The organism is Streptomyces sp. TBY4 (assembly GCF_024213195.1).
Taxonomy (GTDB): Bacteria; Actinomycetota; Actinomycetes; order Streptomycetales; family Streptomycetaceae; genus Streptomyces.
Genome location: NZ_JANAVF010000012.1, coordinates 57348 through 83692, shown reverse-complemented (window position 1 = coordinate 83692; position 26345 = coordinate 57348). Strand labels below are relative to the sequence as shown.

Genomic DNA, 26345 nt, shown 5'->3' with positions numbered 1-26345 from the left:
ACCTGGGGTTACATCCCGGCTCCGACTGCCGGCCGGCCCGACGGCCGGACCGCCCTACTCCTCCGCGGCTCCCGCTTCCGCCCCGGTCACCGGCTCCAGGAACCCCTGCTCCACCAGCATCCGGATCGCCTCGGGCGTCCGGTCCCGCAGGACCACCGGGTCCTCCTCCACCAACTGGGCGATCGCGTCCAGAATCCGCCCCGCGCTCAGTGATCCGTCACACACCCCGGCGAAACCGGCCCCGACCGTGTCCACCTTGGTGGCGCGCCGCATGCCCCGGTTCTGCCGGAGCACCACGTGTTCCGGATCCTCCGCCCCGGGCGCGCCGACCTGCTCCTGCACGACCTCCCCGGTCAGCCGGAAGTAGCCCGCGAGCAGGGCCGCGTCATCGTGGTCGCGCAGGTAGTCCTGGCGCGCGAAGTGCTCGACGACGGCCTCCCCGAGCGGCTGCTCCACCGAGTGCGGCCACTCCTCGACCACGATCGACGGCTCTGCCGCGTCGCTGCGCCGCAGCGTGATCCAGCCGAAGCCGACGGCCTTGGTCTTGCGCGCCTCGAACTCGTCCAGCCAGTCCTCGTACCGCTGTTCGTACTCGGCGGGGTCGGTGCGGTGGTCGCCCGCGTCGCGCAGCCACAGCTCCGCGTACTGCGTCACGTCCTGCACGTCGCGCTGCACGATCCAGGCGTCGCAGCCGCGCGGCACCCAGGCCCGCACCCGGTCGTGCCAGTCCTCGCCGTCCACGTGCTGCCAGTTGCCCAGGAACTGCGCGAATCCGCCCGGGTTGAGCCGGGCCCCGGCCTCCTGGACCAGGGTCCGGCACAGGTCGTCGCCGCCCATCCCGCCGTCCCGGTACGTCAGCCGGGCTCCGGGGGAGATCACGAAGGGCGGATTCGACACGATCAGGTCGTACGTGGCCGCGCCGACCGGCTCGAACAGCGACCCGGCGAGCAGTTCCGCTTCGGGGGCCCCCGACAGCGCCAGCGTCAACCGGGTGAATTCCAGGGCCCGCGGGTTGACATCGGTCGCCGTCACCCGGGTCGCGTGCTGGGCGGCGTGCAGGGCCTGGATCCCGGATCCGGTGCCGACGTCGAGGGCCGAGCCGACCGGCGTGCGGACGGTGATCCCGGCCAGGGTCGTGGAGGCGCCGCCGACCCCGAGGACCACCCCCTCCTCGCGGCTGCCGATGCCGCCGGCCCCGCCGACGGCGCAGCCGAGGTCGGAGACGATGAACCAGTCCTCGCCGTCCGGACCGCCGTACGGGCGCACGTCCACGGTGGCGTGCACCTCGTCGCCCTCGCGCCGCAGCCAGCCGTCGGCCAGCGCCGCCTCGACGGGCAGGGCGGCCGCGGCGTGCACGTGCGGCACCGGCTGGCGCAGCAGGAACAGCCGGGTCAGGCTCGCGAGCGGCCCGTCGCCGCGGCTCCGCGTGGCGCGCAGGGCGGGGACCGTCTCGCTGCGGGCCAGGGCGGCGTACGCCGGGGCGCCGAGCAGGTCGAGGAGCCCGTCGGCGGTGAAGCCCGCGGCGAGGAACGCGGCGCGCAGCTCGGCCGCGCGGGCCGGCGAGGGGAGGCGGGTGGGCAGACCGGAAGGAAGGCTGGTGGTACTCACCCGCCCATTGTGGCCGCTGCCGCCGCCATTGCCCGCGCCACACGGCCTGCGGCGCGGGCGCCCGTCGCCGCCGCGAGCCGCCGCCCGGGCGCGGCACCCCGGGACGGGCCCCGGCCGGGCGCAGTCCCGTACGACTCACAGCGCGCTCGCGGGCGGCCCGAACGGGCGGAGACGCGCCGGGGCGGCCGGGTCCTGAAGGATCCCGGCCGCCCCGGTGTGTGCGGCGCCGCCCCTCAAGGCGGCGGTGCGAGCTAGGACTTCGCCGGCGACGGAGTCGTCACCTGGCAGCCCTTCTGACCGTTCATCGCCTTGTCGAGCCCGCCCGCCTTGAGCTGGTCGAGGGCTTCCTTGCCGCCCTTGGTCGCCTCCTCCAGACCGCCGGCGACCTCCTTGAGGCCCTCCGCGAACTTGCCCTGGTCCTTGGGGTCGAGGGCGTCCATCTTCGTCTTCAGGGCGGTGTAGCCCGCCGACGTCGACTCGAAGCCCATCACCGCCGCGGCCTGGGTCTTCTCCCCGTCCTTGACGGGCGGAACTCCCGCGTTGCCGAGGGCCGTTCCCATCGCCTTGTACGACTCGGACATGGTCCCGAAGGCCGCCGAGTCGGTCGACTGGACCTCCTCGGGCTTGCTGCTCTCGGTCGCCACCCGCTTGATGTCGGCGTTCGCCTTCTCGATCTTCTCGAGCTCGGGCTGCCAGCTGTCGCAGACCTTCTTGGCCCAGGCGTCGGTCTTCTTGTCGCCGTCGTCCCCGCCGCAGCCGGACAGGACGAGCATCAGCACCGCAGCGCCCGATACCGCGGCCGCAAGCTTCTTGTTCACCGGATTGGTCCCTTCGAAGGCTCTCGGCCCGGAAGATACACGTCCACCATCCGGGAAACGCAAAGGCGGACGGACGGCGCGTCAGTACGCGCCCCCCGTCCGCCATTCGGGCGCACGGCCGAGTCGGGCCGAAGAGAGCCGGGCCGAGCCGGATCGAGTGAAGCCGCAGCGGGCCGGTTCAGGCCCGCGACCGCTGCCGTCTCAGGAGGAGACCGCCGCCGCCGGGTCGGCCTGCTGGCCCACCCGCTCCGCCGTCGAGCCCTCGCCCTCGGCGTCGTCGCCGACGGCGATGCCGCGGCGCTTGGAGACGTACACCGCGCCGACGATGATGCCGATCGAGAGGATCGCGACGATCGCCCGCACGGTCGGGCTGGTGTCCGCGCCGTAGCTGAACTGCACGATCGCGGGGGCGATCAGCAGTGCCACCAGGTTCATCACCTTGAGCAGCGGGTTGATGGCGGGGCCGGCGGTGTCCTTGAACGGGTCGCCGACGGTGTCGCCGATGACGACCGCCTCGTGGGCCGCGCTGCCCTTGCCGCCGTGGTGCCCGTCCTCGACGAGCTTCTTCGCGTTGTCCCACGCGCCACCGGAGTTGGCGAGGAAGACCGCCATCAGGGTGCCGGTGCCGATCGCGCCGGCGAGGAAGGAACCGAGCGCTCCGACGCCGAGCGTGAACCCGACCGCGATCGGGGTGAGGACGGCGAGCAGCCCGGGCGTGGCGAGTTCGCGCAGCGCGTCCTTGGTGCAGATGTCCACGACGCGCCCGTACTCGGGCTTCTCGGTGTAGTCCATGATCCCGGGGTGCTCCCGGAACTGGCGGCGCACCTCGTAGACGACCGCGCCGGCCGAACGGGACACCGCGTTGATGGCGAGGCCCGAGAACAGGAACACGACGGCCGCACCCAGGATCAGCCCGACCAGGTTGTTGGGCTGGGCGATGTCCAGGCTGAGGTTCATCTCCCCGGCCGTCTTGGCACCGACCTCCTTCACCGCGTTCGCGATGGCGTCGTTGTACGAGCCGAAGAGCGCGGCCGCGGCGAGCACGGCCGTGGCGATGGCAATGCCCTTGGTGATGGCCTTGGTGGTGTTGCCCACCGCGTCCAGGTCGGTCAGGACCTGCGCTCCGGCGCCCTCGACGTCCCCGGACATCTCCGCGATGCCCTGGGCGTTGTCGGAGACCGGGCCGAAGGTGTCCATGGCGACGATGACGCCGACCGTGGTGAGCAGGCCGGTGCCGGCCAGCGCCACGGCGAAGAGCGCCAGCATGATCGAGGTGCCGCCGAGCAGGAACGCCCCGTACACGCCGAGGCCGATGAGCAGCGCCGTGTAGACGGCGGACTCCAGGCCGACCGAGATGCCGGCGAGCACGACCGTGGCGGCGCCCGTCAGGGAGGACTTGCCGATGTCCCGGACGGGACGGCGGTTGGTCTCGGTGAAGTAGCCGGTGAGCTGCTGGATCAGGGCCGCGAGCACGATGCCGATGGCGACGGCGACCAGCGCCAGGATCCGCGGGTCGCCGGAGTGCCCGGAGATCGCGGCGTCGTCGACGCCGACGAGCTCCTTGTAGGTGCCCGGCAGGTAGGCGTAGACGGCGATGGCGACGAGGACCAGCGAGATCGCGGCGGAGATGAAGAAGCCGCGGTTGATGGCGGTCATTCCACTGCGGTCGGTGCGCCGCGGGGAGACCGCGAAGATGCCGATCATGGCGGTGACGACCCCGATGGCGGGGACGATCAGCGGGAAGGCCAGGCCCAGGTCGCCGAAGGCGGCCTTGCCGAGGATGAGGGCCGCCACGAGAGTGACGGCGTACGACTCGAAGAGGTCGGCGGCCATTCCCGCGCAGTCTCCGACGTTGTCGCCCACATTGTCGGCGATGGTCGCGGCATTGCGCGGGTCGTCCTCCGGAATGCCCTGCTCGACCTTGCCGACCAGGTCGGCGCCGACGTCGGCGGCCTTGGTGAAGATGCCGCCTCCGACACGCATGAACATCGCGATGAGCGCGGCGCCGAGGCCGAAGCCCTCCAGGACCTTGGGCGCGTCGGCGGCGTAGACGAGCACGACGCAGGACGCGCCGAGCAGGCCGAGGCCGACGGTGAACATGCCCACCACGCCGCCGGTGCGGAAGGCGATCCGCATGGCCTTGTGGGAGACCTCGGTCAGGTCCTTGGCGGGCTCGCCCTCGGCGGGGGTGGCCTCGCGCGCGGCGGCGGCGACGCGGACGTTGGCACGCACCGCGAGGCGCATGCCGATGTAGCCGGTGGCCGCCGAGAAGATGGCGCCGACGAGGAAGAAGGCGGAACGTCCCGCCCGCTGCGTCCAGTCGTCGGCGGGGAGCAGGAACAGCAGGAAGAACACGACGACAGCGAAGATGCCGAGGGTGCGCAGCTGCCGGCCGAGGTAGGCGTTGGCGCCTTCCTGGACGGCGGCGGCGATCTCCTTCATCTTGTCGGTTCCCTCGTCGGCGGCGAGCACCTGGCGGACCAGGATCTGCGCGACGACGAGCGCGGCGATGGCCACGGCCGCAATGATGATCACGATGAGCCGATTGTCATCCGTGAGTACTGCGGATGCCAGGTCCGTGGTGCGACCCGGCGCGATAGGGGTGAAGAGCCCCGTCATTCGTCCTCCTTGACGTGATGAGCTCAAGATGTGGACGGATTGTAGGGAGCGCGACCCGATCAAAACAGTACGCGGGAAACGGAATTGGCCCGCACTTGCTCCTCACCAATAGATCTGGTCACTCCATTACCCTCGAAAGCGGTAACGGGGCAAAAGCATTGACGCTTGATCAGCGATCAGGAAATCCGGCGGAGAGCGATCGGAGAACGGCCGGAGAACGATCACGGAATTGATCTACGGGCACCCGAAAGGCCCTGCTCGGCACACCATTGAATAAGATCGGAAGATACGTCGGCACGCGCGGCGGAACATCATCGGCGCCCCCGTGATCGGCGCTTCCCACGCCTTACCGGCACCCGCCCGGTCCCCCGCCGCCAGACGACCGGCCTCCGGCAACGCCCCGCGGCCACCCCCACCGGGACAGGAACGGGACAGGAAACCGACGGGAACCCACCAAACCCGCCGGGCAGGACGAGAACCCGCCAGCCCCCTCCACCACCCGCCACGAAGGCCCCCCGGGCAGCGCACGGGCTTCCCGGGCAGCACAAAGGCCCGCCGGGCGGCACGAGGGGCCGCCCGGCGGGCACGAAGCGATGGCGCAGCCGAGCCGAGGCCCGGCCGGGGTCTGCTGAGCGGGGTCTGCTGAGCGGGGTCTACTAAGCCAGTTCGGAGGTACCCGAGACGGGCCAGCTCATCCGGATGGTCCCGCCGGCCTCGCCGCTGATGACGTCGACGTCGTCGACCAGGCCGCTGATCACGGCGAGGCCCATCTCGTCCTCGCCCTCGGCGTCGGGGTCCAGCACGGCGTCGATCCCGGGCACGGCGGCATCCGGGCCGCCGGCCGGTCCGGGCACTTCGTCGCTGACCGCGATGGAGAACACCTTCTCCTCCTCGGTCAGCACCACCCGGACGGGCGCGGTCAGCCCGTTGGTGCGGTGCAGTCCGACGGCACGCGAACAGGCCTCGCCCACGGCGAGGCGGACCTCGTCGAGGACGGCTTCCTCCACACCGGCCCGGCGCGCCACGGCGGCCGCGACCAGGCGGGCCGTCCGGACGTGTTCGGGCTGGGCGCTGAAGCGCAGTTCAACGGTGGCCATGCGCGTCCCCCTCGGACTACGGGCGTGCCTTACAGGGGCCCGGACCGCTCGTGGCCCGGTACCCCCCGCTCCATCATCGGCCGTTTCGCCGCCGAGCGCCCTCAGTCGGTGGCGTTGACGGCGTCTTCCACCGAGTTGTGGATCGGAAACACCTTGGTCAGACCGGTGATTCGGAAGATCTTCAGGATGCGCTCCTGGTTGCACACCAGACGCAGCGAGCCCTCGTGCGCGCGGACGCGCTTGAGGCCTCCCACGAGCACACCAAGTCCGGTGGAGTCGAGGAAGTCCACTCGCTCCATGTCGACAACCAGGTGGTAGCTGCCGTCGTTCACCAACTCGACCAACTGCTCGCGCAGCTTGGGCGCGGTATACACATCAATCTCGCCACCGACCTCCACGACCGTACGGTCGCCGACAGTGCGAGTCGACAGGGACAGGTCCACGGATCCTCCAGCACCTTGCTATCGAGCGGCGCCCCCCAGGGGCCTCCCCACCCGGGGGTGGGAGAGGGATTGGCTGCCGCGATGGCATTCAATCACTTACCGGCAGGCGCGCACGACGCCTTCTGACCATTGTCCCGCACGCCGGTGACACACTCGGTTCCAATGGCCAACACTCACCGTCCCGGTCCGCCCACGGCACACGAGGACATCAGACCCACCCCCGGCACGGTCCTGGACCGGCTGTCACGGGGGCCTTCCCGGGCTGCGCGCATCACCCATACGGAGCACTTGCCCCCTCGGGAGGGCCGTCATGCGGTCTGGCCCGATCGCATCCGAACTGATGTCGTAGCCGCGATTGCGGCCGCCGGAATCGACCATCCGTGGGAACACCAGGCCGCGGCGGCCGAGCACGCCCTCGACGGGGAGTCCGTGATCGTCGCCACCGGCACCGCCTCGGGCAAGTCGCTGGCCTACCTCGCGCCCGTGCTCTCCGCCCTCGCCGACGGGGCCGAGGCACCCAACGGGCGCGGCGCCACCGCCCTGTACCTGGCCCCGACCAAGGCCCTGGCCGCCGACCAGCGCCGCGCCGTGCGGGAACTGGCCGGCCCCCTCGGCAACGCCGTCCGGCCCGCGGTCTACGACGGGGACACCCCCTTCGAGGAGCGCGAGTGGGTGCGCCAGTACGCCAATTACGTCCTCACCAATCCCGACATGCTGCACCGCGGGATCCTCCCGGCCCACCCGCGCTGGTCCTCCTTCCTGCGGGCCCTGCGCTACGTGGTCATCGACGAGTGCCACACCTACCGGGGCGTCTTCGGCTCCCACGTCGCCCAGGTCCTGCGGCGGCTGCGCCGGCTGTGTGCCCGCTACGGCTCCGATCCCGTGTTCCTGCTGGCCTCCGCCACCGCGAGCGACCCGGCGACCGCCGCGTCCCGGCTGACCGGCCTGCCGGTGGTGGAGGTCTCCGACGACGCCTCCCCGCGCGGTGAGGTCCTCTTCGCCCTGTGGGAGCCGCCCCTGACCGAGCTCAAGGGCGAGCGGGGCGCACCCGTACGCCGTACGGCCACCGCCGAGACCGCCGATCTCCTCACCGACCTGGTCGTCCAGGGCGTCCGTACGGTCGCCTTCGTCCGCTCACGGCGCGGCGCCGAGCTGATCGCGGTGATCGCCCAGGAGAAGCTCGCCGCCGTGGACCGCTCGCTGCCCCGGCGGGTCGCGGCCTACCGCGGCGGCTACCTGCCCGAGGAGCGCCGGGCCCTGGAGCGGGCCCTGCACTCGGGCGACCTGCTCGGCCTGGCCGCGACGACCGCCCTGGAGCTGGGCGTGGACGTCTCCGGCCTCGACGCCGTCCTGATCACCGGCTACCCCGGCACCCGCGCCTCCCTGTGGCAGCAGGCCGGCCGGGCCGGACGCTCGGGCCACGGCGCGCTGGCCGTCCTGATCGCCCGCGACGACCCGCTGGACACCTACCTGGTCCACCACCCCGAGGCCCTCTTCCAGCAGCCGGTGGAGGCCACGGTCCTGGACCCCGACAACCCGTACGTCCTGGCCCCCCACCTGTGCGCGGCGGCGGAGGAGCTGCCGCTGACCGAGCCCGACCTCGACCTCTTCGGCCCGGCGGCGCGCGAGCTCCTCCCCCAGCTCGAAGCGGCGAAACTGCTGCGGCGGCGGGCCACGGCCTGGCACTGGACCCGCCGGGAACGGGCCTCGGACCTCACCGACATCCGGGGCGGCGGCGGGCGCCCGGTCCAGATCGTGGAGGCCGCCACGGGCCGGCTGCTGGGCACGGTCGACGAGGAGGCCTCCCACACCGCCGTCCACGACGGGGCGGTCCACCTCCACCAGGGCCGCACGTACCTCGTGAAGCACCTGGACCTGGAGGACTCGGTCGCGCTGGTCGAGGAGGCGAACCCGCCCTTCTCCACCACGGCCCGGGACACGACCGCCATCTCGGTCCTGGAGACCGAGACGGAGATCGCCTGGGGCCGGGGCCGGCTCTGCTTCGGCTCCGTGGAGGTCACCCACCAGGTCGTCTCCTACCTGCGCCGCAAGCTGATCACCGGCGAGGTGCTCGGCGAGGCCAAGCTGGACCTGCCGCCCCGCACCCTGCGCACCCGGGCCGTGTGGTGGACGGTCACCGAGGACCAGCTCGACGAGGCCCGGATCAACCCGGAGATCCTCGGCGGCGCTCTGCACGCCGCCGAGCACGCCTCCATCGGCCTGCTGCCGCTCTTCGCCACCTGCGACCGCTGGGACATCGGCGGGGTCTCCGTCCCGCTGCATCCCGACACCCTCCTTCCGACGGTCTTCGTCTACGACGGCCACCCGGGCGGAGCCGGCTTCGCCGAGCGCGCCTTCCACACGGCCCGCGCCTGGCTGACGGCCACCCGCGACGCGATCGCCGCCTGCGAGTGCGAGGCCGGCTGCCCCTCCTGCATCCAGTCCCCGAAGTGCGGCAACGGCAACGACCCCCTGCACAAGCGCGGCGCCGTCCGCCTCCTCACCCACCTCCTCTCGGAACCCCCACCACCAGCCCCCTGAGCGCTTCCGCACCCCTGGGCGGGTCCTGAGCGGGTCCCGGGGCAGGTCCCGGGGCAGTTCCCAGGGCAGGTCCCGGCGCGGGCCCTGGGCGGGTCCCGGGCGGGTCCTGGGCGGGTCCCGGGGCGGGTCCTGGGCCGGTCCCGGGCGGGTCCCGGGCGGGTCCCGGGGCAGGTCCCGGGGCGGGTCCTGGGCGGGTCCTGGGCGGGTCCTGGGCGGGTCCTGGGCGGGTCCCAGGGCGGGTCCCGGGCGGGTCCCGGGGCAGGTCCCGGGGCAGGTCCCAGGGCAGGTCCCAGGGCAGGTCCCGGGCGGGTCCAGGGGCAGGTCGTCCCCAGCCCCGATCCCGGTCCCGGGGGGTCCGGGCCGCACCGCACCGCCCGGGCGGTCCGCGCGGGCCTCGCGGGCCGGCGGCCGATTGGCTGGATATCGCCCCTCCCCTCCGCCCGCACCACACCGCCGCCCGGCCCGGGCCCGCAGAAGTGCCCCCATCGGGGTGGCCCGGCCCCGTGAAAGCGCCCTCACCAAGGAGATGGCCTCACCGGGGCGGCGCGGCCCCGCGGAGAGCCCTCGCCCGGCCGGCCCGAACTCGTGGAGGCACCCTCATCGAGCAGTGCGGGCGGCGGCGGGCCCGCGCGGGAGCGCAGCTCCGGGCCGAAGGGGCCCGTCGGGGCGCGGGCGGTGACCTCCGCGACCTCACCCGTCACCACGCACCCGGTGACCTGCGCGCCCTGCGCCCCCGCCACCCGTGCCGCCGTGGCACAGGCCGCCGCCGGGCCGTGGGCCCAGCTCACCGCCGCGGCGAGGGCGGCCAGGTCGGCGGCGGCCCCGGCACGGTGCCGGGAGACCACCGCCTGCCCGAGCAGGAGCACCCCGCCGAACACCGCCACCAGCACGGTCGCCACCACGACACCCCACACCGTCGCCGACCCCCGGTCCCGCGCCTCCGCACGCGCCCCGGTCACGGCGGCGGCCCCACGGTGTCCTCGGCCAGGGCGGCGGCCACGGCGGTGAGGCGGACCGGCAGCGCGGCCGGTCCCGGGGCGGGAGCCGAGACGCGGACCCGCCACAGGTCACCCGTCCGCGAGAGCTCCACCCGCGCCCCGGGCGGGGCCGCGGCCACCGCGGCCGCCACCGCCGCGCCCGCCGGTTCCGACCGGGCCGCCGCCCGGGCGCCGGCCCGAGCGGCGTCGACACACCGGATCTGCGCGGCGGCCGCCATCAGCGCCCACACCAGCAGCGCCGCGAAGAGCACCAGCGCCGGAATGACCAATGCCGCCTCCGCCGTCACGAAACCCCGGTCAGAACGGCGCATCGAGCGCCTTCCCGATGGTCGACTGAAGTGCCGTCGAGACCAGTTCACTTGTCACCACCTTGTACAGAACGGCCGCGAACGCACACGCCGCGATCGTGCCCATGGCGTATTCCGAAGTGGACATTCCCGCATCGCCCGCACGGCGCCTCCACCCCGCCAGTCCCTTCAGTCCCGTCCGCACGCGAAACCAGATGATCGACATGACAACCTCCCGCTGATTCAGCTTTTTGACGTGATCTCAGATGGTCATTTCAGTTGGCCAATTCGGCCGGTCATTCAGCTGGTCATTCGTGCGCCCCTTCGGCGGGCCTCGCGGACGTGTCTCCGGATGGCCTCCAGATCGACTCCCAGATCGACTTCCTGATCGACTTCGGACCCCTCTCAACTGCCGGACAGGAGGCCGGAGGCCATGCCGATCACCACCGGCGCCACTCCCAGCGCAAGGAAGGCGGGGAGGAAGCACAGGCCCACCGGCGCGGTGACGAGGACCGCCGCCCGCTGCGCCCGGGCCCCCGCCCGGTGCGCGCGCTCCGCGCGGAGCGTCGAAGCGAGCCGGGAGACCGGTTCCGCCGCGGGCGCCCCCGTACGGGCGGCGCGCTCCAGGCAGTCGGCCAGGGCGCGGGCTCCCGGTATCTCCGCCAACCTCCCCCACGCGGCGCCCGGTTCACCGCCGAGCCGCAGCTCCGCCCCGGCCATCGCCAGCCGCTCGCCCACAGGGCCGCCCAGCGACTCCCCCACCGCCTCGGCGGCGTCCACCGGCCCGGCCCCCGCCGCCAGGCAGGCGGCCAGCAGGTCGGCTGCGAAGGGGAGCTGGCGTTCGGCCTCCCCGGTGTCCACCCCCGCGGCCGGCCGTTGCCGGGCGAGCCACGCGCGGACCGCGAAGCCCGCCGCGCAGCCGGCCGCCGCGCCCGCGAGCCCGCCGATCAGGACCCAGGTCACCACCAGCGCTCCGGCGGGCCCGGCCCAGGCCGCCGGCGCCGCCCGGAGCCGTGGACCGGGCAGCGGCCGCCTGCGCGCCGCCCCCGCCCCGAGCAGGCGGGTGAGCCGGCGCCGGGCCGCCCGCTCCCGGACGCGCCCCGCCACCACCGACGCCGCGCACAGCGCCGCCGTCGCGAGACACAGGGCCATCCCCAGCCTGTGGATCGCGAAGCCGCCCATCACCGCTCCCCCGCCCGGACGATCCGCCGGCACCACAGCAGCCCCAGCGCCTCCAGCACCGCACCGGCCAGCAGGCAGGCCCACCCCACCGGCGTGTGCAGGAGCACCCGCAGCGGATCGGCCCCCAGCCCGGTGCCGATCAGCAGGCCGACCCCCGGGAGCAGGGCCAGGACCGCCGTCGTCGATCTCGCTCCCGCCAGCTGGGCGCGCAGTGATTCCGCCCGGTCCCGCTCGGCCCGCAGGGCCCCTTCCAGCCGGTCCAGTCCGGCGGCCAGCCCGGCGCCGCCGTCCACCGAGACCCGCCAGCAGGCCGCCATCGCCGCGAGCCCCTCCGCGCCGGGCTCCCGCGCCGCCTGCCGCAGTGCCGCGGCGACGTCCCCGCCGAAGGCGGCGGCAGCCAGCACCCCGGCCTCCGCAGCTCCCGGCCCGCCGGGGCCCGACACCGTGCGGCGCATCGCCTCGGTCAGGGCCCGGCCCGGCTGCGCCCCGGCGCGCAGTTCGCCGACCACCGCGCCGCACAGGGCCACCACTTCGGCGGCCCGCGCCGTCCGGGCCCGCGCCCGGTGCCCGGCCCGCAGCCACCGGCGCACCAGCGGCACGGCGGCCGCCCCCGCGAGCAGCGGGAGCACCGACCCGCCCAGCAGCGCGAGCGCCAGCCCGGCCCCGAGGCAGGCCCACTCCCGTCCGTGCGCCGCCCGGACCCGGACTCCGGCCCACAGCCGCTCCCAGGGCGCGGGCCCCACCGGTGCGGGCGGGCCCGTCCCGGCCAGCACCGCCCTGGCCCGGCGGGAGACCCCGTCGGCCCCTGCCAGCGCCCAGGCGGCCGCCGCTGCGCACAGCACCCCGGCGGACACCGGCAGCGCCGCCACCGCCCCGGCGTTCACCGGGCACCCGCGAGCAGCGGGCGCAGCCGCTCCCAGCCCCGGTCCCGTACGAACCCCCGGGCGCCCCAGCGCAGCGCCGGCACGGTGACCACGAGCCCGGCGGGGTCCCGCTCCAGGACGTGCACCTCGGCGACCCGGCGCCGGCCCGCCCGGTCCCGTACGAGGTGCACCACCAGGGTCAGGGCCGCCGCCAACTGGCTGTGCAGGGCGGCCCGGTCGAGCCCGGCGGCCGTCCCGAGGGCCTCCAGCCGGGCCGGAACATGGGCGGCGGCATTGGCGTGGACCGTGCCGCACCCGCCTTCGTGCCCCGTGTTGAGGGCGGCCAGCAGGTCCGCCACCTCGGCGCCCCGGACTTCGCCGACGACAAGGCGGTCCGGCCTCATCCGCAGCGCCTGGCGGACCAGGTCGGCGAGGGTGACCTGACCGGCGCCCTCCTGGTTGGCCGGCCGGGTCTCCAGCCGCACCACGTGCGGATGGTCGGGCCGCAGCTCGGCCGAGTCCTCGGCGAGCACGATCCGCTCCCCCGGACCGACCAGCCCGAGCAGTGCGCTGAGCAGGGTGGTCTTGCCGGTGCCGGTTCCCCCCGAGACCAGGAAGGACAGCCGGGCCCGCACCATGTCCCGCAGCAGCCGCTGCCCGCCGGGCGGCAGCGTCCCGGCCGCGACCAGCTCCTCCAGGGTGAAGGCGCGCGGCCGCACCACCCGCAGGGACAGGCACGCCGATCCGACGGCGACCGGAGGCAGGACGGCGTGCAGCCGGGTGCCGTCGGGCATCCGGGCGTCCACCCAGGGCCGGGCGTCGTCGAGGCGGCGCCCGGCGACGGCGGCGAGCCGCTGCGCGAGCCTGCGCACGGCGGCGGCGTCGGCGAAGGTCACCCCGGTCAGCTCCAGCCCGCCGCCGCGGTCCACCCACACCCGGTCGGGAGCGGCCACCAGGACGTCGGTGACCTCGGGGTCGGCGAGCAGTGCCTCCAGCGGGCCCGCGCCGACCAGTTCGGACCTGAGCTCGGCGGCGACGCCCAGCACCTCCGCGTCGCCCAGCAGCCGGCCCTGGGCCCGCAGGGCCGCCGCCACCCGCGCCGGGGTGGGCTCCGCCCCGCTCTCGGCGAGCCGCTGGCGCACCGCGTCCAGGAGTACGGCGCTCATGCCGACACCCCCTGGGCGGAGCCGAGCGCGCGCTGCCAGAAGCCGTCGCAGAAGCGGGCCAGGGCGCCCCGGCCGTGCGCTCCCGGGGGTTCGCCCTCGGCCACCCGGCCCGGGAGCCCCACTTCGACCGGCACCTCGCCGGCCAGCGGCACCCCCAGCAGTCCGGCGACGGCCTCGGCGTCGAGTCCGCCGGGCGCGGGGCCCCGTACGACCACGCGGACGTCGCGGGCCACCATCCGGACTCCGGCGGCCACCCGGCCGGCCGCGGCCACCGCCCGCAGCTCACCCCGTACCACCATCAGCACCAGGTCCAGCTGCGCGAGCACCTCGGCGACGGCTTCGTCGACCCGGCGCGGCAGGTCGACCACGACGACCCCGCCCCGGCGCCGCGCGGCGGACACCACCGAGCGCATCGCCGCGGGCGGCACCACCACGCGGTCCCCGCGGTCCCAGCTGAGCACCCGCAGGGCGTGCAGTTCGGGCAGGGATTCCGCCAGGGCTCCGGCCCCGACGCGGCCGCGCGAGGCGGCGAAGTCGGGCCAGCGCAGTCCTTCGGCGGCTTCGCCTCCGAGCAGGACGTCCATGCCGCCGCCGAGGGGGTCGCCGTCGATGAGGATGGTCCGCTCCCCGGCCCGGGCGGCCCGCAGGGCCAGGGCGCAGGCGAGGGTGGACGCTCCGGCTCCGCCGCTGCCCCCGATCACCCCGACCGTGAGGGCGGGCCGCCCGGCCCCCTCCACCACATCGGCGATCCGGTCCACGAGCCGGCTCTCCGCGTCGGGGAGGGTCAGCACCTCCTCGGCGCCGATCTCCACCGCCCGCTGCCATACGTGGGGGTCGTCCAGATCCCGGCCGACGAGGAAGACCCCGTCCCTCCGGGGCGCGCCGCGCACCCGCCGGGCGGCATCGTCGCCGACCAGGACGAGCGGCGCCGACTCCCAGCCGACACCCGCGACCCCTGGGGCGCCCACGGCCTCCGAGCCCTCCGGGGGACCGTCTCCGCTCCCGCCGCCACTCCCGCCGCCACTCCCGCCGCCACTCCCGTCGCCACGCCCCCGCCCGGCTCCGCTTTGCTCGGGCACCGCGTGGTGCACATGCGGCTCGGCCCCCGCGGCGGCGCACAGCCGCAGCAGGTCGTCGAGCAGCAGGGGGTCCTCGGTGATGATCAGCGGCCGTCCGCCGGCGGGCACATGGCCCCCGGCCCCGGGATTCGGCCCGGCCCCGCCCGTCACCGCGAGATCCCGGACTTCACACGACTTCGATCCAGCCACGATCTCCGCCTCCTTCTCACCGCAAATCCAGCGCCGCGGACTTCGCGGCCGGAATCACCGTGACGGGATCGGGAAAAAGAAGTGGATCTTGCTCTAAAACCGTGGACGGGCACCCCATTGTGAATAACTCGCTCACCCCAACAGGTGAGTTCCGGAGCGCGCCGGAACGACTACGCACAGTGACGAGTTCGGGAGGGTGAGGGCCTTCGACGCGCAGGCCCCCCGAAGACGAGGAGGGCCTAGGAATGATCACTTGGGGTCGAAAGCAGGGACGCGAACCGCGTCCGGACATGCGACGACCCCCGCCGGGGGGGAGAGCGGGGGTCGTCCCCACGGTCCGACTCGGGGGGGGAGGAGCCAGACCGGGTTAGCACGGTCGCGAACGATCCGTGACTTCCATGGTGTACCCGAGAGGCTTCTCAGGCAAACCCACGCGCCGCACTTTACGCCGAATGGTGGGCGCATATGCTCGGGGCGTGGAAAATCAGCCCTTGCCGCACTCCTTGCCTCGCACCGCAGCCTTCTTCGACCTGGACAAGACGGTCATTGCGAAGTCGAGCACTCTGACGTTCAGCAAGTCCTTCTACCAGGGCGGCCTGATCAACCGAAGGGCCGTGCTGCGCACCGCCTACACCCAGTTCATCTATCTGGCCGGCGGCGCCGACCACGACCAGATGGAACGGATGCGGGAGTACCTGTCCGCCCTCTGCAAGGGGTGGAACGTGCAGCAGGTCCGGGAGATCGTCGCCGAGACCCTGCACGACCTCATCGACCCCCTGATCTACGACGAGGCCGCCTCCCTCATCGAGGCCCACCACACCGCGGGACGCGACGTGGTGATCGTGTCCACCTCCGGAGCCGAGGTCGTCGAGCCGATCGGCGAGATGCTGGGCGCCGACCGCGTCGTCGCCACGCGGATGGTCGTGGGCGAGGACGGCTGCTTCACCGGCGAGATCGAGTACTACGCCTACGGCCCCACCAAGGCGGAGGCCGTACGGGAACTCGCGGAGTCCGAGGGGTACGACCTCGCGCGCTGCTATGCGTACAGCGACTCGGTGACCGACATCCCGATGCTCGAGGCGGTCGGGCACCCGCACGCGGTCAACCCCGACCGGGCGCTGCGCCGGGAGGCGGTGGCGCGCGAGTGGCCGGTACTGGTCTTCAACCGGCCGGTCCGGCTGAAGCAGCGGCTGCCGGGACTGTCGATGCCCGCACGGCCGGCCCTGGTCGCCGCCGCCGCGGTGGGCGCGGCGGCGGCCACCGCCGGACTGGTCTGGTACGCGAGCCGACGGCGCGCGCTGGCGGCTGCCGTACCCCGCTGACCTGCGCGAACACCGAGTGTCCGATACCTCCCGGATCGCACCGGAAAGCAAAGAAATGCGGCCAGGGGTTTCGCTCCCCTCCGAAGCGGAGTACAAAGGAGTCAAGGCCCGCGAGACCAAAGAACATCCGAGAGGATCATCTTTAAAACGCAGTATGGCCCACGGACCGAAGCAAGATCGCATGAACGCCGAGCACCCACGCGACGTCGACCCGTCGATTACGGGCCAGCCGCACCAGGTAACGGGCAAAGATCCCGACCTGATGGGCAAACATCGAGGACGCTTGGTAACTGGGCGTAAATGCCAGCGGCGACACCAGAGCAGTACGGTGTCGCCGCAACCCATGTCCGGGGCCTTTCGGGCCAGACCCCCCGCTCGAAACCCCTCCCGTCAGGCCGCGCCGCGCTGGAGCGCCTCGCAGACCGCCGTCGACTCCCGCACCCCGAGCTCGATCGCCCGTCCGCAGTGCGCGATCCAGGCCGACATCCCCTCCGCGGTACCGGAGACGTAGCCCTCGAAGGCCTCCACGTAGGCCTCCCGGCCCTGTTCCGCGTGACCCACCTCCGCCGGGCAGATCGCCTTCGGGTCCAGACCGCTGTTGATCAGCACGATCCGCTCCGCCGTCCGCGCCACCAGGCCGTTGTACGAGCCGAACGGACGCAGCGCGAGCAGCTCGCCGTGCACCACCGCCGCCGTGATCAGCGCCGGAGCGGAGCCGCCCGCGATGATCAGGCCGGAGAGCCCCTCCAGCCGTCCCGCCACCTCCTGCGCGTCGGGCAGGGGCAGGTCGATCAGCGGCTCGTCCACCGGTTCGCCGGCCAGCCGGGGCCGGCCGACCACGTCGCCGTCGGCCGTGGAACCCGAGGCCACCAGGTGGAGCCGCGCCAGGACCCGTAGCGGCGACTGGCGCCAGATGCTCAGCAGCTGGCCCGCCTCCGCCGTCAGGCGCAGGGCTGCGCCCACCGTGCGCGCCTCCGACTCCGAGCCGAAGTCGCTCCGTCGGCGGACCTCTTCCAGTGCCCAGTCGGCACCCGACAGCGCCGCGCTCCCGCGCGCTCCGCGCAGCGCGGCCTCCGAGGCGACCGCCACGGCGCGGCGGCGCATGACGCGGTGGCCGTAGACCCGGTCCACGGCCTTGCGTACGGATTCCACGGACTCGGCGACGCCCGGCAGGCCGGCCAGCGGGGCGAGCGGGTCGGCGGGCGTGGGGGCGGCGGCGGAAGCAGAGGCGCTACTCATAAGTAAGGAGCCTACGCACTGCTCCCCCATAGCACCGACCCCTCCTTGGAGTGGTCTTCTTCACTCAGGCACACAACACAAAGCCACCGACCCACTACCCTTCGTGAACATGAAGATCGCTTTCGTGGGGAAGGGCGGCAGCGGCAAGACCACGCTGTCCTCCCTTTTCATCCGCCACCTCGCCTCCAATGAAGCCCGTGTCGTCGCGGTGGACGCCGACATCAATCAGCACCTGGGCACCGCGCTCGGACTCAGCGAGGCCGACGCGGCCGCACTGCCCGCGCTGGGCGCGCACCTGCCCCTCATCAAGGAGTACCTGCGGGGCTCCAACCCGCGCATCGCCTCCGCCGACACGATGATCAAGACCACTCCGCCCGGCACCGGCTCCCGGCTGCTGCGGGTCGACGAGGACAACCCCGTCTACGACGCCTGCGCGCGCACCCTGACGCTCGACGGAGAGCCCGTACGGCTGATGGCGACGGGCCCCTTCACCGAGTCCGACCTGGGCGTGGCCTGCTACCACTCCAAGGTCGGCGCGGTCGAGCTCTGCCTCAACCACCTCGCCGACGGCCCGGACGAGTACGTCGTGGTCGACATGACGGCCGGTTCGGACTCCTTCGCCTCCGGCATGTTCACCCGCTTCGACGTGACCTTCCTGGTCGCCGAACCGACCCGCAAGGGCGTCTCCGTCTACCGCCAGTACAAGGAGTACGCGCGGGACTTCGGGATCACGCTCAAGGTCGTCGGCAACAAGGTGCAGGGACCGGAGGACATCGAGTTCCTCCAGGACGAGGCCGGGGAGGACCTACTGGTCACCGTCGGGCAGTCGGACTGGGTACGGGCGATGGAGAAGGGCCGCCCGGCCGCCTTCGAGCTGCTGGAGGCCACCAACCGGCTCGCCCTGCAGGCGCTGCAGGACGCCGCGGACGACTCCTACGCGCACCGCGACTGGGAGCGGTACACCGAGCAGATGGTCCACTTCCACCTGCGCAACGCCGAGAGCTGGGGCAACGCGAAGACCGGGATCGACCTGGCGGAGCAGATCGACCCCGGTTTCGTCCTACGGGAACTGCTCACTCCTCGTTCTGACTCGCTCCGTCCGGCTCCGCAGCCGGCTTGACCCCGGCGGGGGCGGCCGGCTTGGCCGGCGGCCCCGCCGTCAGGAAGGTGTTCCAGCCCGCCTTCGGCGCCTCGCCGACGTCGAGGGTGCGCATCCACTCCACGACCTTCGGGTCCTGGGCGTCCAGCCAGTCCACCAGCTCGCGGAAGGGCACGCAGCGGACCTCCTTCTGCGTGCACATGGTCTTGATGGAGTCCTCGACGGCACGCATGTAGGTGCCGCCGTTCCAGGATTCGAAGTGGTTGCCGATGATCAGCGGCGCGCGGTTGCCCCGGTAGGTCCGCTCGAAGGCCTCGACCAGGCCGTCGCGCATCTGCTCACCCCAGTAGGCGTGCTGGGAGGGGTCGCCCTGCGTGGTCGTACCGGACTGGTTGACCAGGTAGTTGTAGTCCATGCTGAGCGTTTCGAAGGCGCGGCCCGGCATGGGGACCAGCTGCAGCGGGATGTCCCAGAGGCCGTCGGTCTTCTTCGGCCAGATCTGCTTGCTGATGCCGCTGGAGTCGTAGCGGAAGCCGCCCATCTCCTTGGCCGCGAGCATGAAGTTCTTCTGGCCTTCGAGGCAGGGGGTGCGGGCCCCGATCATCTCCTTGTCGTAGTCGAACGGGAACGCCTCCATCCCCTTGAGGGCCGGTGAGTTCGTCTTCCAGTTCTTGACGAACGACTTCGCCTGGTTGATCTCGCTCTTCCACTCCTCCACGGACCAGGTGCCGACGCCGCCCTCGGGTCCGCAGAAGTGGCCGTTGAAGTGGGTGCCGATCTCGTTGCCCTCGAGCCAGGCGGCGCGCACCTGGGTGGCGGTGTCCTTGATGCCCTGCGGATCACCGAAGCCGATGTCGGAGCGGCCCGGGGAATGCTGGGGCGCGGTGTAGAGGGAACGCTTCTCCTCAGGGAGCATGTACACGCCGCTGAGGAAGTACGTCATACGGGCGTTGTACTTCTTGCCCACCTCGCGGAAATGCGAGAAGAGCTTCTGGCTGTCCTCTCCCGCCCCGTCCCACGAATAGACGACGAACTGCGGCGGCTTTTCGCCGGGCTTCAGCTTCTCCGCCTTCTGTACGTTCGGCTGCAGGCCCGTGTACGAGGTCGAGCCGTCCCCGATGAGCCGCTTGACGCTGCCCGGCGCCGGGCCCTCCGGCGCGGCCGCGCCCTTCTTCACCGCCTGGCCTCCGGGGGCCGGACGGCCGGCGGGCTCCGAGGTGCTGCACCCGGCCACACCCAGGACCAGCGCCGTGGCGACCAGGCCGCCGGCGATCCTCTTGGTGGCGCCCTTCTTCGTGGTGGCAGTCATCCGCCGCACCTCTTCCCTCGCAGTTCCGTCGCAGGACTTCCGCGCCGCAACGTCCCATGCGGTCCGTTTTTAGGAAGGTGTGACAAGCCGGACTAAATGCCTAATCACTCGTGAGCGCTAATTCCTAGGCCGTTTGCCCGTATTACCCACCACTGGGCTTTACTCTCCATTACCGTTCATTTACCGAGTGTTGAGAATCCCGCCGCTTCACCCCTCCCCCGAGAGGAGACGGGACCTATGACAGCAACCCCCGCATCCGCTTCCCCGGCCGGGCTCCCCGCCGACCTCTCCGCCTCCGTCGCCGTGTTCCTGATCTCGCTACCGCTCTCCCTCGGCATCGCCCTGGCCACTGGAGCCCCGCTCCAGGCAGGGCTCGTCGCCGCGGCGGTCGGCGGGATCGTGGCTGCGCGGCTCGGCGGCGCACCGCTCCTGGTGAGCGGCCCGGCGACCGGACTCACCGTCGTCACGGCCGGGTTGATCCAGCACTACGGATGGCGCACCACCTGTGCCATCACCGTGCTCGCCGGTCTGTGCCAGCTGGCCCTGGCAGCACTGCGGACCGCCCGGTCCGCGCTGGTGGTCAGCCCGGCCATCGTGCACGGAATGCTCGCCGGCATCGGCGTAACCATCGCGCTGGCGCAGCTGCACATCGTGCTCGGCGGCACCCCGCAGAGCTCGGCCCTGGCCAACGTCCGCGAGCTGCCGAGCCAGTTGGCGGATCTGCACCCCGCCGCCCTCGCCGTCAGCGCGCTCACCCTGGGCGTCCTGCTCTGCTGGCCCCGGCTGCCGGGGCGGGCCGGGGTGGCCCTGCGCAAGGTACCGGCTGCCCTGGCCGCCGTCGCCGCAGCCACGGCCTTCGCCTCCCTCGCCGGGCTCGCCCTGCCCCGCGTGGACCTGCCCTCCTGGCGCAGCCACGCGCTGCCCGAACTGCCCGAGGGGCCGGTCCTCGGCATCATCGCCGCCGTACTGACCGTCACCCTGGTCGGCAGCGTGGAGTCGCTGCTGTCCTCCGTGGCCACCGACAAGCTGATCGCCGCCCGGCGCGGCAGCGGCAGTCGCCCGGCGCGGGCCGACCTCAACCGCGAGCTGCGCGGCCAGGGCGCGGCGAACGTCATCTCCGGCGCCCTGGGCGGACTGCCCATCGCGGGCGGCGCCATCCGCAGCACGGCGAACGTCAAGGCCGGTGCCGTCAGCCGTCGTTCGGTCATGCTGCACGGGCTGTGGATCGTGCTCGCCGCGGCCCTGCTCGTCCCCGCACTCGAACTGATCCCGCTGGCCGCGCTGGCCGCGCTGGTGATGGCCGTGGGCGTGCAGATGGTGAGCGCCACGCACCTGCGCACCGTCACCCGGCACCGGGAGATCCTCGTCTACGCCACGACCATCGTGGCCGTGGTGGTCGGCGGGGTCCTGGAGGGCGTGGCCGTCGGCATCGCGATGGCCGTTGCGCTGGCGCTGCACCGCCTCGCCCGGACCCGGATCACGCTGGAGCGGCTCGACAGCGGGGTCCACCGGGTGTGGGCGCGCGGGCAGTTGACCTTCCTCGCGGTACCGCGGCTGAGCCGGGTGCTGAACCAGATCCCGCACCACGGGCACGCCGTCATCGAGCTGGACGGCTCCTTCATGGACCACGCCGCCTACGAGACCCTCCAGGACTGGCAGGACTCCCACCTGGCCCACGGGGGCTCGCTGGAGGTCACCGGCCGGTCGGGGGCCAGGATCGCCGAAGCCGAGCAGGCGCAGCGGACCGAGCGCGCCGAGCGGGGTGCGCAGCGCGGGGACCACCAGTGCTGCCGGCCCTGGACGCCGTGGCAGAACCATTGCGACCACCGCGGCACGGTGGCCCGTACGGACCCCGAGGCGGCCGGGAGCCCGGACGCCTCACCCGCACCGGCCCCCGCCCCGGCGGCCGGCCCCCGCGGGCGCGGCGCCGGTCAACTGGCCAACGGGATCAGCGCCTTCCAGCGGGACACCGCCCCGCACGTGCGCGAGGAGCTGGCCCGGCTGGCCCGGGAGGGACAGCGGCCCTCGCAGCTCTTCCTCACCTGTGCGGACTCCCGCCTGGTGACCAGCATGATCACGGCCAGCGGCCCCGGGGACCTGTTCACGGTCCGCAACGTGGGCAACCTCGTGCCGCTCCCGGGGGCGGAGTCCACGGACGATTCCGTCGCGGCGGCCATCGAGTACGCCGTCGACGTCCTGCAGGTGGACAGCATCACGGTGTGCGGGCATTCGGGGTGCGGGGCCATGCAGGCACTGCTCAACTCCGCGCCCGGGCTGCCCATGACCCCGCTGCGGCGGTGGCTGCGGCACGGGCTGCCGAGCCTGGAGCGGATGGCGAGCCGCCACCACGCCTGGGCCCGGATCTCCGGAAGGCTGCCGGCGGACGCCGTGGAGCAGCTGTGCCTGACCAATGTGGTGCAGCAGCTGGAGCACCTGAAGGCCCACGAATCGGTGGCCCGCCGGCTCGCCGACGGCACGCTGGAACTGCACGGGATGTACTTCCACGTCGGCGAGGCGCAGGCCTATCTGCTGTCGGAGGGGAAGGACTTCTTCGACTGCCGGGTCTTCGACACCGTCGGCGCGGGCTCGCTGCGCGGCTGACCGGGCCGGTCCCGGCGGGTAGGTGACCTAAACGGTCGCGCTCCCGGGCCCGGGGCCCTTCGAACCGATACCCTCCGATATCCGTGCCACTGAGTGGCCCCTTCCCGTGCTCCGCGGCGGGAGGGGGCCACTCGCGCGTGGGCCGGGTCGAGTAATAGGTCTACACCAATTCCCGGCAACCTCTTGTCACCCGGCCCATTGACTGATGAGCTATGCCCGGGGACACAACCGGGGACACAACGGACACCCTGGGAAAGGGAGATGCGTCGTGAGCAATGAAAGCCTGGCCAATCTGCTCAAGGAGGAGCGGCGGTTCGCACCGCCTGCCGATCTGGCCGCCGCCGCCAATGTGACCAAGGCTGCGTACGCACAGGCCGACGCGGACCGGCTGGGCTTCTGGGCCGAGCAGGCGCGGCGGCTGAGCTGGGACACCGAGCCGACCGAGACGCTCGACTGGACCAACCCGCCCTTCGCCAAGTGGTTCGCGGACGGCAAGCTGAACGTCGCGTACAACTGCGTGGACCGCCACGTCGAGGCCGGCAACGGCGACCGCGTGGCCATCCACTTCGAGGGCGAGCCCGGCGACAGCCGCTCGATCACCTACGCCGAGCTCAAGGACGAGGTCTCCAAGGCCGCCAACGCCCTGACCGAGCTCGGCGTCCAGGCCGGCGACCGGGTCGCCGTCTACCTGCCGATGATCCCCGAGGCGGTCGTCGCGATGCTCGCGTGCGCCCGGGTCGGCGCCGCGCACTCCGTGGTCTTCGGCGGCTTCTCCGCCGACGCCGTGGCCTCCCGCATCCAGGACGCCGACGCGAAGCTGGTCATCACCTCCGACGGCGGCTACCGCCGGGGCAAGCCCTCCGCCCTGAAGCCCGCCATCGACGAGGCCGTCGCCAAGTGCCCGCAGGTCGAGCACGTCCTCGTGGTGCGCCGCACCGGCCAGGACACCGCCTTCACCGAGGGCCGCGACGTCTGGTGGCACGAGATCGTCGAGCGGCAGAGCGCCGAGCACGCGCCGCAGGCCTTCGACGCCGAGCACCCGCTCTTCATCCTGTACACCTCGGGGACCACGGGTAAGCCCAAGGGCATCCTGCACACCTCCGGCGGCTACCTCACGCAGGCCTCGTACACCCACCACGCGGTGTTCGACCTGAAGCCGGAGAGCGACGTCTACTGGTGCACCGCCGACATCGGCTGGGTGACCGGGCACTCCTACATCGTCTACGGGCCGCTCGCCAACGGCGCCACCCAGGTGATGTACGAGGGCACCCCGGACACCCCGCACCAGGGCCGGTTCTGGGAGGTCGTGCAGAAGTACGGCGTCACCATCCTCTACACCGCGCCGACGGCGATCCGTACGTTCATGAAGTGGGGCGACGACATCCCCGCGAAGTTCGACCTGTCGAGCCTGCGCGTGCTGGGCTCGGTCGGCGAGCCGATCAACCCCGAGGCCTGGGTCTGGTACCGCAAGCACATCGGCGGCGACCGCTGCCCGATCGTGGACACGTGGTGGCAGACCGAGACCGGCGCGATGATGATCTCCCCGCTGCCCGGGGTCACCGAGACCAAGCCCGGTTCGGCGCAGCGCGCGCTGCCCGGCATCGCCGCCACCGTGGTGGACGACGAGGCGAACGAGGTCCCGAACGGCGGAGGCGGCTACCTGGTCCTCACCGAGCCGTGGCCCTCGATGCTGCGCACCATCTGGGGCGACGACCAGCGGTACGTCGACACGTACTGGTCCCGCTTCGAGGGCAAGTACTTCGCGGGCGACGGTGCGAAGAAGGACGAGGACGGCGACATCTGGCTGCTCGGCCGGGTGGACGACGTGATGCTGGTCTCCGGCCACAACATCTCGACCACCGAGGTGGAGTCGGCGCTCGTCTCGCACCCCTCGGTCGCCGAGGCGGCGGTGGTCGGTGCGGCCGACGAGACCACCGGCCAGGCCATCGTGGCCTTCGTCATCCTGCGCGGCAGCGCCTCCGAGACGGACACGCTGGTCGGCGAGCTGCGCAACCACGTGGGTGCCACGCTCGGCCCGATCGCCAAGCCGAAGCGGATCCTGCCGGTTCAGGAGCTGCCGAAGACCCGCTCGGGCAAGATCATGCGCCGCCTGCTGCGCGACGTGGCGGAGAACCGCGCGGTCGGTGACGTCACCACCCTCGCGGACTCCTCGGTCATGGACCTGATCCAGACGAGGCTGCCGGCCGCCGGCAGCGAGGACTGAGGTCCCGGAACACGAGAAGGGGCATCCGGCGCAACGCGCGCCGGATGCCCCTTTCACACTTAAAGTGACGATCACCGGATACGCCCATGCGTACACCCTGTAAAGTGTTAAGAGCGTAAAGAATTACTCCACAGGGTGCGCCGGGAAGTCTGGTCGGCAACGTGCTTCGCCATGCCGTCCAACCCACCCCGGAGGTGCCCCCCGTGGCCGCGCCCAGCCCCACCGACCACCAGAGCCGCAAGCTCCTCGGCCGCCTCTCGCTGCCCGAGCGCCGCTTCGTGGCCGACGCCCTGCGCGCCGAGACGGTCGGCGGCATCCTCCTCCTCGTGGCCGCGATCGCCGCCCTCGTCTGGGCGAACGTGCCCGCCATCTCGGCGGGCTACGACAGCGTCCGGTCCTTCCACATCGGCCCCGCCTCCCTCGGCCTGGACCTCTCGCTCCAGCACTGGGCGGCCGACGGCCTGCTCGCCATCTTCTTCTTCGTCGCCGGCATCGAGCTCAAGCGCGAGCTCGTCGCGGGCGACCTGCGCGACGCCAAGGCGGCCGCGCTCCCGGTCATCGCCGCGATCTGCGGCATGGCCGTACCCGCGCTGGTCTACGTACTGACCAACGTGCTCGGCAACGGCTCGACGGACGGCTGGGCGGTCCCGACCGCCACCGACATCGCCTTCGCGCTGGCCGTCCTCGCCGTCATCGGCACCTCGCTGCCGTCCGCCCTGCGCGCGTTCCTGCTGACCCTGGCCGTCGTCGACGACCTGTTCGCCATCATGATCATCGCGGTGTTCTTCACCAGCGAGCTCAACTTCCTGGCGCTCGGCGGAGCCGTCGCGGGCCTGGTCCTCTTCTGGTTCCTGCTCCGCGTGAACGTGCGCGGCTGGTACATCTACGTCCCGCTCGCCCTGGTCATCTGGGGCCTGATGTACAACAGCGGCGTCCACGCCACCATCGCCGGCGTCGCCATGGGCCTGATGCTGCGCTGCCACCGCAAGGAGGGCGAGGAGCACTCCCCCGGCGAGCACATCGAGCACCTGGTCCGGCCCGTCTCGGCCGGTCTGGCCGTCCCGCTCTTCGCCCTGTTCTCGGCCGGCGTCTCGCTCTCCGACGAGTCGATCGGCCAGGTCTTCACCCGGCCCGAGACCCTCGGCGTGGTGCTCGGCCTCGTCGTCGGCAAGACGCTCGGCATCTTCGGCGGCACCTGGCTCGCGGCCCGCTTCACCAAGGCCGAGCTGAACGAGGACCTCGCCTGGCCGGACGTCTTCGCCGTCGCCTCGCTCGCCGGCATCGGCTTCACCGTCTCGCTCCTGATCGGCGAGCTCGCCTTCACCGACGATCCCGTCCTCACCGACGAGATCAAGGCCGCCGTCCTGATCGGCTCGCTCATCGCCGCGATCGTGGCGTGCGTCCTGCTCAAGATGCGCAACCGCAAGTACCGGGCGCTCACCGAGGACGAGGAGCGCGACGAGGACCTCGACGGCATCCCCGACATCTACGAGCAGGACAAGCCGGACTACCACCTGCGGATGGCGAAGATCTACGAGGCCAAGGCCGCCGAGCACCGGCGCCGGGCCGAGGAGGCCGGGGCCGCCCTGCGGGAGGCGACGGCCGAAGCGGTGGACTGAGCGGCGGACGAAGCGGCGGCCGGGTCCAGCGCCGACGGCGGC

Annotated in this window: 20 protein-coding genes; 6 read left to right on the top strand and 14 right to left on the bottom strand. The window is 72.7% G+C overall.

The features are described from left to right. Positions 1–54: 54 nt before the first annotated feature. The 5 genes from NLX94_RS26210 to bldG form a co-directional block, all read right to left on the bottom strand. Entirely contained in the window at positions 55–1608 is a 1554-nt protein-coding gene (locus NLX94_RS26210) for a methyltransferase (RefSeq protein ID WP_254385557.1), read from the bottom strand. 251 nt (positions 1609–1859) lie between these two features. Further along, entirely contained in the window at positions 1860–2426 is a 567-nt protein-coding gene (locus tag NLX94_RS26205; protein ID WP_254385556.1) for a small secreted protein, read from the bottom strand. A 201-nt stretch (positions 2427–2627) separates the two neighbouring features. Next, positions 2628–5045: a sodium-translocating pyrophosphatase gene (locus tag NLX94_RS26200; RefSeq protein ID WP_254385555.1), complete on the bottom strand. Its 2418-nt coding sequence runs from the start codon at positions 5043–5045 to the stop codon at positions 2628–2630. Between the two features lie 656 nt (positions 5046–5701). Beyond that, positions 5702–6142 carry an ATP-binding protein gene (locus NLX94_RS26195; protein WP_254385554.1) on the bottom strand — a complete coding sequence of 147 codons (441 nt, stop codon included), beginning with the start codon at positions 6140–6142 and terminating at the stop codon, positions 5702–5704. A gap of 101 nt (positions 6143–6243) precedes the next feature. Continuing rightward, positions 6244–6585: an anti-sigma factor antagonist BldG gene (bldG, locus tag NLX94_RS26190; RefSeq protein WP_243339893.1), complete on the bottom strand. Its 342-nt coding sequence runs from the start codon at positions 6583–6585 to the stop codon at positions 6244–6246. A gap of 162 nt (positions 6586–6747) precedes the next feature. Between bldG and NLX94_RS26185 the strand changes: the two genes are divergently transcribed. Further along, a complete protein-coding gene (locus NLX94_RS26185; protein ID WP_254385553.1) occupies positions 6748–9126 on the top strand; it encodes a DEAD/DEAH box helicase in 2379 nt (792 codons plus the stop codon). Positions 9127–9641: 515 nt separating this feature from the next. Here NLX94_RS26185 and NLX94_RS26180 read toward each other — a convergent pair. The 7 genes from NLX94_RS26180 to ssd form a co-directional block, all read right to left on the bottom strand. Beyond that, positions 9642–10085, bottom strand: a complete 444-nt coding sequence (locus NLX94_RS26180; protein ID WP_254385552.1) for an Rv3654c family TadE-like protein — start codon at positions 10083–10085, stop codon at positions 9642–9644. Continuing rightward, positions 10082–10435 (bottom strand): TadE family type IV pilus minor pilin, encoded by a 354-nt coding sequence (locus NLX94_RS26175; RefSeq protein ID WP_254385551.1) that lies wholly within the window; start codon positions 10433–10435, stop codon positions 10082–10084. Before NLX94_RS26175 ends, NLX94_RS26180 begins: the two co-directional genes overlap by 4 nt. Beyond that, positions 10422–10637 (bottom strand): DUF4244 domain-containing protein, encoded by a 216-nt coding sequence (locus tag NLX94_RS26170; protein ID WP_254385550.1) that lies wholly within the window; start codon positions 10635–10637, stop codon positions 10422–10424. The genes NLX94_RS26175 and NLX94_RS26170 overlap by 14 nt, the downstream gene beginning before the upstream one ends. A gap of 179 nt (positions 10638–10816) precedes the next feature. Further along, positions 10817–11593: a type II secretion system F family protein gene (locus tag NLX94_RS26165; RefSeq protein WP_254385549.1), complete on the bottom strand. Its 777-nt coding sequence runs from the start codon at positions 11591–11593 to the stop codon at positions 10817–10819. After that, complete coding sequence (locus NLX94_RS26160; protein ID WP_254385548.1) at positions 11593–12477, bottom strand: type II secretion system F family protein; 885 nt, start codon at positions 12475–12477, stop codon at positions 11593–11595. Before NLX94_RS26160 ends, NLX94_RS26165 begins: the two co-directional genes overlap by 1 nt. Beyond that, a complete protein-coding gene (locus NLX94_RS26155; RefSeq protein WP_254385547.1) occupies positions 12474–13622 on the bottom strand; it encodes a TadA family conjugal transfer-associated ATPase in 1149 nt (382 codons plus the stop codon). The genes NLX94_RS26160 and NLX94_RS26155 overlap by 4 nt, the downstream gene beginning before the upstream one ends. Further along, positions 13619–14851, bottom strand: a complete 1233-nt coding sequence (gene ssd, locus NLX94_RS26150; protein ID WP_254385682.1) for a septum site-determining protein Ssd — start codon at positions 14849–14851, stop codon at positions 13619–13621. Before ssd ends, NLX94_RS26155 begins: the two co-directional genes overlap by 4 nt. Before the next feature lie 491 nt (positions 14852–15342). On the opposite strand from ssd, the gene NLX94_RS26145 reads away from it, so the two are divergent. Continuing rightward, positions 15343–16212: an HAD family phosphatase gene (locus NLX94_RS26145; protein WP_254385546.1), complete on the top strand. Its 870-nt coding sequence runs from the start codon at positions 15343–15345 to the stop codon at positions 16210–16212. 390 nt (positions 16213–16602) lie between these two features. On the opposite strand, the gene NLX94_RS26140 is transcribed toward NLX94_RS26145, so the two are convergent. After that, on the bottom strand, positions 16603–17451 hold the full coding sequence (locus tag NLX94_RS26140; RefSeq protein WP_254385545.1) for an oxidoreductase: 849 nt from the start codon (positions 17449–17451) through the stop codon (positions 16603–16605). A gap of 109 nt (positions 17452–17560) precedes the next feature. Here NLX94_RS26140 and NLX94_RS26135 point away from each other — a divergent pair, with 109 nt between their 5' ends. Beyond that, on the top strand, positions 17561–18571 hold the full coding sequence (locus tag NLX94_RS26135; protein WP_254385544.1) for an ATP-binding protein: 1011 nt from the start codon (positions 17561–17563) through the stop codon (positions 18569–18571). Here NLX94_RS26135 and NLX94_RS26130 read toward each other — a convergent pair. After that, entirely contained in the window at positions 18525–19859 is a 1335-nt protein-coding gene (locus tag NLX94_RS26130; RefSeq protein WP_254385543.1) for a hypothetical protein, read from the bottom strand. The two genes, NLX94_RS26135 and NLX94_RS26130, sit on opposite strands and share 47 nt — an antisense overlap. A gap of 237 nt (positions 19860–20096) precedes the next feature. Here NLX94_RS26130 and NLX94_RS26125 point away from each other — a divergent pair, with 237 nt between their 5' ends. From NLX94_RS26125 to nhaA, 3 genes are all read left to right on the top strand, one after another. Beyond that, positions 20097–22460 carry a SulP family inorganic anion transporter gene (locus NLX94_RS26125; RefSeq protein WP_254385542.1) on the top strand — a complete coding sequence of 788 codons (2364 nt, stop codon included), beginning with the start codon at positions 20097–20099 and terminating at the stop codon, positions 22458–22460. A gap of 268 nt (positions 22461–22728) precedes the next feature. Continuing rightward, positions 22729–24684 (top strand): acetate--CoA ligase, encoded by a 1956-nt coding sequence (gene acs / locus NLX94_RS26120; RefSeq protein ID WP_254385541.1) that lies wholly within the window; start codon positions 22729–22731, stop codon positions 24682–24684. A gap of 203 nt (positions 24685–24887) precedes the next feature. Next, the gene (nhaA, locus tag NLX94_RS26115; RefSeq protein WP_254385540.1) at positions 24888–26303 is read left to right on the top strand and encodes a Na+/H+ antiporter NhaA; all 1416 of its coding nucleotides are present in this window, start codon (positions 24888–24890) and stop codon (positions 26301–26303) included. The last annotated feature ends 42 nt before the right edge of the window (positions 26304–26345 follow it).

Excerpts from the sequence above, each read along its gene's own strand:
- NLX94_RS26145 (WP_254385546.1), top strand. The coding sequence starts at position 15,343 with ATGGTGGGCGCATATGCTCGGGGCGTGGAAAATCAGCCCTTGCCGCAC.
- NLX94_RS26195 (WP_254385554.1), bottom strand. The coding sequence starts at position 6,142 with ATGGCCACCGTTGAACTGCGCTTCAGCGCCCAGCCCGAACACGTCCGG.
- NLX94_RS26175 (WP_254385551.1), bottom strand. The coding sequence starts at position 10,435 with ATGCGCCGTTCTGACCGGGGTTTCGTGACGGCGGAGGCGGCATTGGTC.
- NLX94_RS26200 (WP_254385555.1), bottom strand. The coding sequence starts at position 5,045 with ATGACGGGGCTCTTCACCCCTATCGCGCCGGGTCGCACCACGGACCTG.
- NLX94_RS26130 (WP_254385543.1), bottom strand. The coding sequence starts at position 19,859 with ATGACTGCCACCACGAAGAAGGGCGCCACCAAGAGGATCGCCGGCGGC.
- NLX94_RS26165 (WP_254385549.1), bottom strand. The coding sequence starts at position 11,593 with ATGGGCGGCTTCGCGATCCACAGGCTGGGGATGGCCCTGTGTCTCGCG.
- NLX94_RS26125 (WP_254385542.1), top strand. The coding sequence starts at position 20,097 with ATGACAGCAACCCCCGCATCCGCTTCCCCGGCCGGGCTCCCCGCCGAC.
- NLX94_RS26155 (WP_254385547.1), bottom strand. The coding sequence starts at position 13,622 with ATGAGCGCCGTACTCCTGGACGCGGTGCGCCAGCGGCTCGCCGAGAGC.
- NLX94_RS26135 (WP_254385544.1), top strand. The coding sequence starts at position 17,561 with ATGAAGATCGCTTTCGTGGGGAAGGGCGGCAGCGGCAAGACCACGCTG.
- NLX94_RS26185 (WP_254385553.1), top strand. The coding sequence starts at position 6,748 with ATGGCCAACACTCACCGTCCCGGTCCGCCCACGGCACACGAGGACATC.
- NLX94_RS26170 (WP_254385550.1), bottom strand. The coding sequence starts at position 10,637 with ATGTCGATCATCTGGTTTCGCGTGCGGACGGGACTGAAGGGACTGGCG.
- NLX94_RS26140 (WP_254385545.1), bottom strand. The coding sequence starts at position 17,451 with ATGAGTAGCGCCTCTGCTTCCGCCGCCGCCCCCACGCCCGCCGACCCG.